The organism is Nostoc foliaceum FACHB-393 (assembly GCF_014698505.1).
In the GTDB taxonomy this organism is placed as follows: Bacteria; Cyanobacteriota; Cyanobacteriia; order Cyanobacteriales; family Nostocaceae; genus Nostoc; species Nostoc foliaceum_A.
In genome coordinates this window covers 24,766-36,158 of sequence record NZ_JACJTD010000065.1, presented here as the reverse complement: position 1 = coordinate 36,158, position 11,393 = coordinate 24,766, and the positions used below count along the sequence as shown (strand labels likewise).

The window sequence follows — 11,393 nt, the reverse complement described above, 5'->3', positions numbered from 1 at the left end:
GTTTGTAGACGTTTTTTAAGTTCTTCTTCGCTCTCTGCGATTTCAATCTTAAAAGGGCGGCTCATGGTTATTTTAATTTATCGAGTTTGTTTTCTCTATTATATGCACCTTCATATAAAATTGGTATAAGACTTTCGCTATTAGTTTAGTAATTCATTAGGCGGTTGTTAGAAATGGTGCAAGCTTTCTGTTTTGACTGACTTTTTAGTCTAAATGCAATACGGTTCAGTTAAGGGCTACTGGCAAAAATTTTGGGTTTTTGAGACGCGATAAATCGCCGTCTCTACAAGTTTTTTGGTCTTATCTGAACTGTATTGAGTCTAAATGGACTATTTATCCGAATTAATCTATCTATTTTTTAGAAGTTTAAAATATCTAATGATTCTTCTATTTCTAAATCTAATATTCTTTCTCGTGTATCTTTAAGTGCTTCTAGCTTACCTTCTTTACGATAGATATCTGCTGCTTTTTGAAAATCTTGAATTGCTCCATGCTTATCTGCTGTTTCTAAACGGATATTACCACGATTATAATAAGCATCTGCATAATTTGAATTAATCTGTATTGCCTGAGTATAATCTTCAATTGCTCCCTCCAAATCTTCTAAGTCAGAACGAGCATTACCACGGTTGTAATAAGCATCTGCATAATTTGAATTAATCTGTATTGCCTGAGTGTAATCTTCAATTGCTCCTTCCAAATCTCCTAAGTCAGAACGAGCATTGCCCCGTTTTTTATAAGCGATAGCATCTTGAGGATTAATCTTAATTGCTTGGGGAAATCCCGGTTGATATCCTAATAAATAACGAGCAATCCCACGGTTTTTATAAGCATCAGCATAATCAGGGTTAATTTTAATAGCCTGGGTATAATCTTCAATCGCTCCTTGATTATCTCCAACATGAGAACGAGCTTCAGCCCGGTTTTTATAGGCTACAGCAACATGAGGATTAATTCTAATAGCTTGCGTATAATCATTAATCGCTTCTTCTAGTCGCCCCATTTGATATAGAGCTAAACCTCGTTTATTATAAGATTTAGCATCATTAATATTCATTTGGATGGCCTGAGAATAATCTGCAATCGCAGCTTCATAATCTCCTATTTGATAGTGAGCCAAACCTCGTTTATAATATAAATCAATATCGCTATTTTTTACTTGTAAGGCTTGATTATAGTTGGTGATTGCATTCGTGTATTCTCCTTTCTCAAAACATTCATCGCCCAATCTTACATAAAGTATATTTAAGTCTTCATTACGATATTGCAAATAGTTGTCTACTTCATGTTTAAAATAAGATTTGCTCAACTGATTATTAGTTGGCTTAGATTGAATTTCCTGCTTGGGAAGATATTTGTAAATTGATGGTTTTTGCCTAGAAGAATTATTTATAGAAGATTGTAACTGTTCTAAATAGCACCATAAACCGCCACCATACAGTAATTGTTCTATACCAAATGAAATTTTACCGGTTTTCAGCTTAATCATCCGGGTTGGCAGAAAGCCAGCTAAGAAAAGGTGATACTCAGATTGTGCTTCACTCACATCTTCTTGAATCAAAATGCAAACTACAACTGCATTTTTTTCAACCTCTTCAGAACTAATTGACCATCTAACTCTATCAATACTACCGTGACGAGATTTAACCTCAATACCAATAGATGGGTAATAAGTCAAGGTAAAATCTATATTGCCATCGCCACCGAATCGCTTTTCATAATCGACTTCGGTAATAAAATCAGCTAAACGTTCTTTGACTACTTCCTCACCCAACTTCCCTTTTAGATAGCTAATAAAAACGTCACGGACTGGCGAAACACGTTTATATTTTTCAGCCATCAACCAGCAAAATTCCCGTAGTGCCTTTAATCTCTCTCCAGAGATTATAGTTAATTCACTATGTTGACCTTCTGTTTCACAATGAAGCAGAGAACCAGATGTTAACCTTTTAATAAAATCAGACTGTAGTGATCGCAGTAGGGTAATCCAGTCCATTTATGTTTCTGCGAATCTTTTGATGAGATTATTCTATTAAAATATCCATTCGGCGTAAACCTTTTAATTAGCTTGGGTGATATTCCCAAAAATTGCTCAATATTATGTATTATATATTAATTTAAATTAAGTTAATTGCAGTAAGAGTAGATTAAGATATAACATTCTGTCGTAGACATCGCAAAACTTTTCGGTCTACTAACAGTTAAGTGAAACGGTGCGTTAGCCTTGGGCATAACGCATCCTACGAAGCTAAACAGTAGAGAAATTAGCCATTAAAAACGCGACTGCGCCACTTATTCAATCGCGCTTCCCCAATTGTGGCAGACCGACGGGCATCAGCAACTTGCTCTTGCAAACCTGCAATCTGTTTTGCCTGCGCGTCAGCTTGCTGTTGCAAAGATGTATATTCGTCTGTGCTGCTTACGTAACTGGAAGTCTGCCAACTACTACTAAATTTTGTTGCACCGATGCTGGCAAAGGGTCTTAAGTCTGCTAATTGTTGTTGCAAAGTTGCAATCTGGCTATCTTGCTCTTGAACCTTTTGCTGCAAGTCTTGTTCGGCTGCTGTAGGAGCTGCAAAAAATGTATTAAATGGAGCAGCAGTTTCTGGCTTGGGTTTGAATATTTCAGCAAATATTGCACTAACATCCGTGGGTTTCAATTGGCCATAAGGAGTGTTGGTAATTAGCGATCGCACCAGTTGAGGTTTATTATTCGTTACTAGGTTCTTATCGCTGCTAGAATTGCTCCGCAGCAATTGCAGCATATTGCTAAATTCCAATATCTTTTTACCTGTTTGAGTTTTATAACCCCGATAATATGGCACGATGTTATCCCCAAAGGCATCTAGATACTCGTCACTATCAAGATAAGAATCAATATCCGCCTCAAAACCCTTCTCATCTAAAATATTGCTGTGATGTATCGTCTCAGAGTAGTCATCGGGAGCGCGGCCTAGCAGGTGCTTAAAGTTTAGTTCAATAGCCCGGTAGCGGTAAACGTTATCAAAAAATCTGGAGCGATACAACTCTGATTTGGCAATCTGACGCACAAACTCACGAACATCGATTATCCCTTGCTTGAGTTGGGATTCTGGAACGATCAGCCGCTCACTTTCCATAATGTAGGCATTACCCAACACTTGCCGATAAACTGCCCGAATTACAATTTCAATGTCATCAATTGAAGCATTAGCCCACAGTTCTATGGGTTCCGTTTGGGGAAATGCTTGATATTGGCTTTGTCTGGTTCCGTTGTCTATGAAAGTCTGCATAGGGTTAATGTCGGTAAAAGTGACTAATGGCTATTTTTAAAGGTAATGGGAGCTAGTACCGCTTCTCTTACGAGACGCTGCGCGATCGCAGAAGTCAAAAAGAGCTAGTGCGTTGGGTTAAGAGACTTGTACTCCTTTGGAGAATTCGTAGAGTAACAACTGGTTCTCAAAAGCCAAAAGTCTAAAAACCTTTTTGCCTATAGCTTTCAACCTGTTCTCATCTGGCTGGTTACTTCTGCCCAACAATACTAAATGGTTGTTAGTTATTAGTTATTAGTGCTTAGTTTTACCAATAACCACTAACGACTAAGCTTTACTAATTCCCTTTACAGTCATGATTAATTTATCAAGTTTTGGGGAGTCTTTTAGTTACATTTTCTAACAAACTGAGACGGCTAACTGTTAATCAGTAACAGCTAATCATTGTAAATAATTAGCAATTAAACATTAACAATTAGCCGTCAACCCCTTTAGGGAGTATTTAAAATTCAAAACTTAACTTTGAATTGGAATGTAGACAATTGTCGGAAGGATTTCCCCAGAATAGCGGCTCTCAAGGACGCTCATCAAATCTAGTGTAGAAACCACCGTATTTTATCCAGTATTGCTTCAAAGTATGATGAGGCGTATGTAAACTGGCTTTTGCCTGATATAAAATTACTTGACGATGATCGCCCATCCAGATTTTATGAATGGGGTCAACGGATATTACTGTTCCTCCTAAAGAAGCGACACATTGAGAGAATCTTTCAATGGTCGTATATTCTAATGTCTCGAATATAAAAAAGTTACCCGAACAAATCAAGTGGCGACTGCGAATCCAGCAGCGCATCTTTCTTTCAGCCTGTGGAGGTAACATTTTAGATTTAATAGACTCAAGCTGAATCAACATAATGCGTTCACTGCAAGTAATTCATCAGCGAAACTTGCCCGTTTTTCAAACCGTAAAGGGCCAGCAGTTGACCCCCATATTTGATCGTGGGTTTCAATATCCATACCTTTATCTAGACTTATCCAAGTATGCTCGGTTACTTCTACTTCGCTGACAAGATATGTCTGGCATCCATTGCGCTTAATCAAACATTGATTGCCTGGCTCTACACTTCCTCGAAACATTTCACCTTCTCGTTGGAAAACCATCGAACAGTGATAACGCCGTTCGATGATCTCTGGGGTGATGGTTTTGAGGATATCTAATTCACGAGCAGCACCTGCATAAAGCATAGGGTCTTTCAAGCTGTAATTTTCGATATAAATGCGATCGCCCAAATCGACTAGTCTATGTACTCCTTGGCGATAGGGTGTCCATAAATCGTGGTCATATGCTTGTTCAGAATAAAAACCGATGGCAGAAAAAAATTCAATTGGTAAAGGACGAAAAAAAATGTGAATGTGAGCGTAAAGTTGGGGATTGGCAAAAGATTGTTTGTAGTTGCTAAAATCTCCTGCCATCCAACAGGCTAAGGTGAGCAAATCGCTAGCGTTGGTGCTAGATTCACTGGGCGCTATCGTCATATTCAACCTCAGGAGTGACAAAACTAGATGATTCCTTTTATGTTTTAACCTGATATTTGCTAACTGGTTGAACTTGACAAAGAACGAATTTCTGAAGAAAAGGAAGCTGTTGTCACGCCTTTACCATCACTGGTTTTAATTGTCGCTACCCGAAATCGCAGATTTCGGGTGGCAAACCAAATGCGTTCCTCAGCAGCAGCGAGTTCATACTCTGTCAGCAGGGTAAAAATCCCATCGTCACTTAGATGATATTTAGCGACTGCTGGGATTGTTTCGGCGTATCCCTTGTCCCGCAAGAGTTTGCCGCTAGAAGGATTTTCGACATTGGGAATTGGCACCAGCACGGTACTGCCAGAGATTGGTTTATCGTCCCAGTCTGACTCACCTTCCCAAGTCATCCGAAAGGGGTGGGTGATACTACTGGGGTAAGTGTTATACAATTGACAGATTGCTAGTACCGCCGGATCATCGGTGGATAAAGACTCAATGTTAATGTCAGACAACACTTGTTCAAAGTGGGCGAATGCTAAATGATGACCGCTACGCTGCGATCGCCATCGTCCAATTGAAAGTTCAAAGAATTCAGTAATTTCCATTAGAAAAGTGATTTTAAAAAGTAGCTTAAAATCGAAAATATATCTTGGATTTTAAGTTATTCTCCCAGTCTATATGCTAGCCTCCTTGACCACAACTGCATTTAGGAGTGCTGAGTGCTGAGTTATGATTCTCTCCCCAGTCTCCAGCCCCTTACTTAGACAAATCTAAGCAACTTCAGTGATACTGATGATTTTGCCGCCCGTTCTATGAATGTTTTGCACTTGCCCAGACAGTTGGTTGTAATTAACTACATATTCGAGGTTGCCCAGACGAGTACGCAGATTAGCTGAACCTTTAACCGCCTTAATCAAGAAGCGTTTGCTGGTGCTGCTTACACTAGAACCAGCGGCGGGAGGCTTGATGGATGTGGGTAAGTTTGAACCTATATCGCGGATCAGCTTGGCTTTGCGATCGCTATCGCTGCTAGCTACACCTCTGAGCAAAGTAAAGGTGCGGTTAAAACTAACATTCTTAATTCCTATTTGGGAGCTAGTAGTGCGAGGATAAGGAACAATATTCTCGCCAAAATTCTGCTGATATTCGTCGCTATCGATATAGGATTCGATCTCAGCATCATAGCCTTGTTCGTTGTAGATGCGGACGTGTTCGGAAATTTCTGCCTGATCGGCAGGAGGACGACCTAGCAGGTGTTTGAAGTTCAGTTCAATAAACCGATACTGAGATGAAGAGTTGAAAAACAGGGATTGGTAGAGTTCGGATTTCGCAATGATGTTGACGAATTCACGGATGCTGATTTTGCGATCGCGCAATTGCGATTCAGCAGTAGCTAGTCGCTCACTTTCCAACAAGTGAGCATTGCCCAAAACCTGTTTGTAAACCGCCCGAATCAGTTTTTGTAATTCACTTTCGCTGGTGTTGGGACGCAGCTCAACTTTAGGTGAATCAATAGCCCAAAGTGACATTGAAGTATCTCCTGAAAAACGTGAATTAAATGAATTTTTTGAGCATCCTACCGCTTATGGAGGTACAATTTCGCATCAGTTGTCAGTTATTTTTGCTACTGACTAGCATTTGTAAAACTTTAGTTTTTTAAAGTGGGTTAGATATCTTCGTATATGACAACTGACAGCAGAATCGATCAAACTTCAGATCAGCGATCGCTTTGGCTAACTTTTTCTGAATGATGAACACTAAGGATTAGTGATTAGAGACCAAGGACGGCAGAAATTCTTCCCCAATCTCTAATCTCTAATCCCAATTTTCTATTTTTTTCAGTAGAGCTAGTCTGCAATAACTTTATTCTCAGCTTCTGATTTATCTTTTTCGCAAGCTCAGTTTGTAGATAAATTGTCTAGTTGACAGGAGTAATACTAGCAATCACACCGCCTTGCTTGTGAATCCGTTGATACTCTTGTGAAAGCTGATCGTATGGCACGAAATAGACCTGGTTACTGCGGCGAAACTTAGAAATGTTATTTACCACATTTGCTTTGTAGCCAGTGACTTCAACCCGGTAGGTTTTACCGCCCTCACCAGATCCCACGCCTTGACGAGTGCGAGGAGTAGATGTTGGGTTACGGAATGCAGCACCCTTGCTGGCTGGTGAAATCACAACGCTGGGCGTACTTTGAATTACCAGACTATTCAATTTTGGCTGTTTACCAGCTAAGTCACCTTTCAGGCTGCTGCTAGAAGAACCACGTACCAATTGGAATAAGTGGGTAAACTGAACCAAACCCTGGATAGCTTCGGTTTTGTAGCCGCGAATATAAGGCACAATGTTTTCGCCAAAGGTCTCTTGGTATTCGTCGCTATCTAGATATGAATCAATCTCAGCTTCAAAACCTTTTGTATCCAGAATAGTGCTGTGTGTACGCGTTTCTTCTAGATCCAATGGGGCACGACCAAGAAAATGTCTGAAATTTAATTCAATCGCCCGATAGCGAGGGACACTATCAAAAAACCGCGATCGGTAAAGTTCCGACTTTCCGACTTGACGCACAAACTCGCGGACGCTAATTTCACGCCCTTTGAGTTGGGATTCAGGAACGGTAAGGCGTTCGCTCTCCATTACATAAGCATTGCCTAGAACTTGCTTGTAGACGGATCTAATTACGGTTTCAACTTCCTCATTAGAGCGACTTGGCCACAGATCAATGGGATCGGTATCTTCAAACAGAGCAACCCCTAATCGTGATGCTGGTCCAAAAGCCATTCAAACTATCTCCCAGTTAACAACTAAATTTTATGAGAAGAATATTCAGCAGATGTTAAAAAACTTTACATCTTTGTGACAAAGGAGAGGCCATTGCGACTTTTAATCCTTATTAGTCTTGATGATTTAAGTTTTTACATCGTTTGCCTTTACACATTCTGATACGATGCCGAAGCCATATGTATTAAAATTTGTTAAGTTAAATAATAGTTTAGAGAAATTTCAGCTTTTTTTTAGTATCTGATTTGCGATTGGAATACAGGTGATGATATTGTGTTTTACCTTGACCAAGAGTATTAATAGTGCCGAGTTACGGAAGTTTATCTTGGTAAGTGGGCAAGAATAAATCAAACTATGTTACGCAATGTAAAATTAATTGAATTGACTCGTAGTAAACGGTTATAGCGCTTACTACGAGCAAATTTGATTATTCACGCCCACTTACTTACTGAATTTGGAAAGTAGCTAGTCGGATAATTAAGTGGTCAAAATAGGGAGCAAGAGTTTCCTGCTGATTGGCTTGGCAGAGTTTCAAACTAGCAGCCTTGATGCTTTTTAAGCCTAAGACCATTGCTTCTATTGGAACTTGTAATTCTTGATAGAGCAAATTCATATAGTGCAGTCCTGTGGGATTGGTATACTCAGCGTGCCCACCTGCTATGCCATAGGTAATACAACGGAGAAAATGCCAAAAATCTCGCCAGCAAGCTTGGGCGCGTTCAGGTGGATAAAGTCCACCTCCAGGTTGGGTAATTTCAGGATAGATTGCTAAAACCTGCTCTCTAGCTTCATCCACAATTTCGGCGGCGCGATCGCGTAACAACTGAGCAACAGGAATCAAGGCTGAATTATTGGGTGACAAGGTTTTAATCTGCAATAAATCTTCGTCGCTCAAATAGCAGCGAGCATCATCCGCAGTTTGGAATATGGCGATTCCTGCTTTTGAATGGGATTGTTCCCACTCAGCAAAGCTGACAATTCTAGCTTTAGTAATTAATTCTTTGACAGTTTCGCTTAATTGAGTCATTGGTGGGTAGCGGGAAGTAGGAAGTGAGGGGAATGACATAATGCAATGCCTAATGCCCTTGATTCAATCTTCTTAGAATGCGATCGCTATTTTTTGACATCTGTAAAATAAAGTAAAGAATAGCTCTACCAAATGCACCTATGGAAATCCATAAAATCCAAGCTGAACTGAAGAACCCAGATTTTCACTATCGGCTAAAGGCGATCGCAGCTCTCAATAATTATGAATCAGAAGTTGCAGTTCCTCTGCTAACAAGTAAACTTCATGACTCAGAATTTTTGGTGCGTTCATTTGTAGCCAGGGGTTTGGGTAACCAACAATCAGCGGAATCTTTTGCTGCTTTGATGCAAATTATGAAATTCGACGATACCCCAAATGTGCGAGCTGAGGCGGCAAATTCTTTATCGTTATTTGGCAGAGTCGCGGTTTCTCACCTAGTTGTGGCATTTTATCAGGATGACCACTGGCTAGTTAAGCGGAGCATTTTGGCTGCGATCGCTGAAATGGATTGTCCTGAAGAACTATTTGACATCTGCGTTCAGGGTTTAAAAGATGAAGATTTCACAGTTCAGGAATCTTCTGTTGATGCACTCGGCTTACTAGCTGATTCTGCCCAACATGCGGCGGCATTATCCCAAATACTAACGTTAGTGAATGATAAATCTTGGCGGATGCGCGTGCGAGTTAGCTATGCCCTCAAACGATTTAATGAGCCGGAAGCCAAAGCAGCGCTGAACCAACTCAGACAAGATGAGGATCACCGAGTTATTGGAGCTGCTTTAGAAGACTTGTTGCCACAATAGCGGTATGGGTTTATTTGGAATATTGTAATAAAACTTCTTTTCACAATAGCCAATATATCATTTTACCTTAAATTTGAGCAAAATATCCGGCTAATCTGCCAAAATCTGGAAGAAAAGATCAACTTTTTCGAGATTAGGAGACATTTGTGACTGATATACCAACTGGCCAAATGACTTGGCGATTACCAGGTTCCTCAGAATGTGCTTTACATTTGCGGCATAATGCTTCGGAACCCTGGCGATCGTATAAAGAATTTCCACAATATGTTCTACCTGATCCGCCCGGTTTTTCCGAAGGATACGCTACATTTTTAGCGCTCCTGAAAAAGAACTGGCAGCCGTTGTAAACTCCCTACAGAAAATCAGATCAAACAATTTTGGATTTTGGGTCACCTTTGGTGCGCTTCCAGCCCAACTTGAATTTTGGATTTCTTTCGCCGACAAGAAGTGCGGCCTGCATCTAAAATCTAAAATTGGCACGGTAAAGAACTCAAACTTTCACGAGTTGTTGTGCGGGTGTAGGCATTCCAAACGTCGAGTTCTGAATATGGACGGCTGGAAAGCATAGCTTTAGTTGCTTCTGTGAGTCCTTGAGCAAGAGTAAAATCTGCCCCAGCAATACTTTGAAGATGCTCCATCTCTGCGTCCCTGAGGTCAGTTGCTCGCAGGTCTGTATTCCGCAAATCGGCTCCAGTCAATCGCGCATTCCGCAAGCAAGCCCCTGTCAAATAAGCTTTCGTCAAGTCAGCGCCGCTCAAAGCCGCACCTTGCAAATTGGCTCCTGTCAAGTCAGCACCACTCAAGTAGGCTCCACGCAGATTAGCACCTTGTAAATCTGCATTTCGTAAAGAAGCTGTATTGAGAAAAGCACCATTGAGATTAGCACCCGGCCCCACCGCTCCCGAAGCTTTGTAGTTATATTCTTGGGGCCATTTTGTATGTGCATCATAACGCGCTACTTGGAGTTTAGCTCCCTCCAAATTTGCACCACTGAGATTTGCTTGTTGGAGGTTAGCACGGTTTAAATAGGCTCCCTGAAAATTAGCCCCACTCAAATCGGCTCCTTGCAGATTAGCGCCTCGCAAATCTGCTCCACTTAAATCGGCATTAATCAAGACTACCTCACTGAGGTCGGCTCCTAGTAGCTTGGCTTTACTCAAGTTAGCTTGTTTTAAATCGACTTCTCTCAGATTGAATTGGTACAAATCGGCCCAATCCACAGGGATTCCTGCTTTGAGGGCTGTTAAAATTTCTGGAGTTGGGTTGGGACGTTCGCTATTAATAAGTTGAATTTCTGTATTTGTCATCAGCTGATTAAAATATAACTTTTGGAGTTAATCTACACTTTAGCTAAATCGGGACTTCATCTCATCACTCAGTATTCAATAACGCCAAATTTTGATAAAACGAGGTTTCAAAACAGATGTATCTAATACCGCCCTTGACAATGATCGACTTCTTCCGTAAAAGTGAGGGAACATGGTTTACGGAACGCTCCGTTCATCATTTTGACTCGGCGGCAGATGAGTCGGGGGAGTCGAATTTGATCATTAAAGTCATGGGAAAGGATGATCCTAAAGTCCAAGAAGTCTGTACAGCGCAAGGGATAGACCCTATTAAAGCAACAGGCGGTGCTAGTTTTGCATGGCAGGCTAACCTAGATACCAGGTTACCTAATACCGATAATGCCGCCATTTTGGTTGATGTTCCCAATGAGACAGGGCGTTCTGGAAAACTGATCCGCAACCAAGGCTATGTTGAGAGCATTCCGGTTGTGAGCCGATATCAGTTTGCGGATGATGGAGTGCTGACCATTGATACTGACTATGACAATAATCAAGGTCAGGAACGTTGTTGGTTTGTTACGGATGATTTTCGTGTCAGGGTGAGTACGGTACGAATGATGAACGGAGTCAACTTGATGACTTATTGTTCTGAGCGTCGTTGTGTTTCCCAAGAACTACTGGAGCAAATGATCAGTCGGAATCATGCTAGGTAGGAAA

Annotated in this window: 12 protein-coding genes; 3 read left to right on the top strand and 9 right to left on the bottom strand. The window is 40.8% G+C overall.

Translation table 11 applies throughout. From position 1 onward, the window contains the following. Nucleotides 1-358: 358 nt before the first annotated feature. The 8 genes from H6G92_RS31705 to H6G92_RS31670 all read right to left on the bottom strand — a co-directional run bounded on the left by H6G92_RS31705 (nt 359) and on the right by H6G92_RS31670 (nt 8,626). A complete protein-coding gene (locus H6G92_RS31705) occupies nt 359-1,996 on the bottom strand; it encodes a tetratricopeptide repeat protein (protein WP_190899886.1) in 1,638 nt (545 codons plus the stop codon). A 268-nt stretch (nt 1,997-2,264) separates the two neighbouring features. Then, complete coding sequence (locus tag H6G92_RS31700) at nt 2,265-3,272, bottom strand: phycobilisome rod-core linker polypeptide (RefSeq protein ID WP_190899884.1); 1,008 nt, start codon at nt 3,270-3,272, stop codon at nt 2,265-2,267. Nucleotides 3,273-3,825: 553 nt separating this feature from the next. Continuing rightward, a complete protein-coding gene (locus H6G92_RS31695) occupies nt 3,826-4,164 on the bottom strand; it encodes a CpeR family transcriptional regulator (protein ID WP_190899882.1) in 339 nt (112 codons plus the stop codon). Then, complete coding sequence (locus tag H6G92_RS31690) at nt 4,158-4,787, bottom strand: chromophore lyase CpcT/CpeT (RefSeq protein WP_190899880.1); 630 nt, start codon at nt 4,785-4,787, stop codon at nt 4,158-4,160. Before H6G92_RS31690 ends, H6G92_RS31695 begins: the two co-directional genes overlap by 7 nt. 59 nt (nt 4,788-4,846) lie before the next feature. Beyond that, nucleotides 4,847-5,383, bottom strand: coding sequence for a phycobiliprotein lyase (locus tag H6G92_RS31685; protein ID WP_190899878.1), 537 nt, complete (start codon nt 5,381-5,383; stop codon nt 4,847-4,849). Between the two features lie 165 nt (nt 5,384-5,548). After that, complete coding sequence (locus tag H6G92_RS31680) at nt 5,549-6,307, bottom strand: phycobilisome rod-core linker polypeptide (protein ID WP_190899876.1); 759 nt, start codon at nt 6,305-6,307, stop codon at nt 5,549-5,551. Nucleotides 6,308-6,696: 389 nt separating this feature from the next. Beyond that, on the bottom strand, nt 6,697-7,560 hold the full coding sequence (locus tag H6G92_RS31675) for a phycobilisome linker polypeptide (RefSeq protein WP_190899874.1): 864 nt from the start codon (nt 7,558-7,560) through the stop codon (nt 6,697-6,699). A 445-nt stretch (nt 7,561-8,005) separates the two neighbouring features. Next, entirely contained in the window at nt 8,006-8,626 is a 621-nt protein-coding gene (locus H6G92_RS31670) for a phycobilisome protein (protein WP_242059382.1), read from the bottom strand. A gap of 101 nt (nt 8,627-8,727) precedes the next feature. Here H6G92_RS31670 and H6G92_RS31665 point away from each other — a divergent pair, with 101 nt between their 5' ends. Next, nucleotides 8,728-9,390, top strand: a complete 663-nt coding sequence (locus H6G92_RS31665) for a HEAT repeat domain-containing protein (protein ID WP_190899872.1) — start codon at nt 8,728-8,730, stop codon at nt 9,388-9,390. Nucleotides 9,391-9,536: 146 nt separating this feature from the next. After that, entirely contained in the window at nt 9,537-9,737 is a 201-nt protein-coding gene (locus H6G92_RS31660; RefSeq protein WP_094330067.1) for a hypothetical protein, read from the top strand. A 120-nt stretch (nt 9,738-9,857) separates the two neighbouring features. Here H6G92_RS31660 and H6G92_RS31655 read toward each other — a convergent pair whose 3' ends face one another. Then, nucleotides 9,858-10,697 carry a pentapeptide repeat-containing protein gene (locus H6G92_RS31655; protein ID WP_190899870.1) on the bottom strand — a complete coding sequence of 280 codons (840 nt, stop codon included), beginning with the start codon at nt 10,695-10,697 and terminating at the stop codon, nt 9,858-9,860. 140 nt (nt 10,698-10,837) lie between these two features. On the opposite strand from H6G92_RS31655, the gene H6G92_RS31650 reads away from it, so the two are divergent. After that, nucleotides 10,838-11,389 carry a phycobiliprotein lyase gene (locus H6G92_RS31650; protein ID WP_242059381.1) on the top strand — a complete coding sequence of 184 codons (552 nt, stop codon included), beginning with the start codon at nt 10,838-10,840 and terminating at the stop codon, nt 11,387-11,389. Nucleotides 11,390-11,393: the final 4 nt, after the last annotated feature.

Excerpts from the sequence above, each read along its gene's own strand:
- H6G92_RS31705 (WP_190899886.1), bottom strand. The coding sequence starts at position 1,996 with ATGGACTGGATTACCCTACTGCGATCACTACAGTCTGATTTTATTAAA.
- H6G92_RS31700 (WP_190899884.1), bottom strand. The coding sequence starts at position 3,272 with ATGCAGACTTTCATAGACAACGGAACCAGACAAAGCCAATATCAAGCA.
- H6G92_RS31695 (WP_190899882.1), bottom strand. The coding sequence starts at position 4,164 with ATGTTGATTCAGCTTGAGTCTATTAAATCTAAAATGTTACCTCCACAG.
- H6G92_RS31690 (WP_190899880.1), bottom strand. The coding sequence starts at position 4,787 with ATGACGATAGCGCCCAGTGAATCTAGCACCAACGCTAGCGATTTGCTC.
- H6G92_RS31685 (WP_190899878.1), bottom strand. The coding sequence starts at position 5,383 with ATGGAAATTACTGAATTCTTTGAACTTTCAATTGGACGATGGCGATCG.
- H6G92_RS31680 (WP_190899876.1), bottom strand. The coding sequence starts at position 6,307 with ATGTCACTTTGGGCTATTGATTCACCTAAAGTTGAGCTGCGTCCCAAC.
- H6G92_RS31675 (WP_190899874.1), bottom strand. The coding sequence starts at position 7,560 with ATGGCTTTTGGACCAGCATCACGATTAGGGGTTGCTCTGTTTGAAGAT.
- H6G92_RS31670 (WP_242059382.1), bottom strand. The coding sequence starts at position 8,626 with ATGTCATTCCCCTCACTTCCTACTTCCCGCTACCCACCAATGACTCAA.
- H6G92_RS31665 (WP_190899872.1), top strand. The coding sequence starts at position 8,728 with ATGGAAATCCATAAAATCCAAGCTGAACTGAAGAACCCAGATTTTCAC.
- H6G92_RS31655 (WP_190899870.1), bottom strand. The coding sequence starts at position 10,697 with ATGACAAATACAGAAATTCAACTTATTAATAGCGAACGTCCCAACCCA.
- H6G92_RS31650 (WP_242059381.1), top strand. The coding sequence starts at position 10,838 with ATGATCGACTTCTTCCGTAAAAGTGAGGGAACATGGTTTACGGAACGC.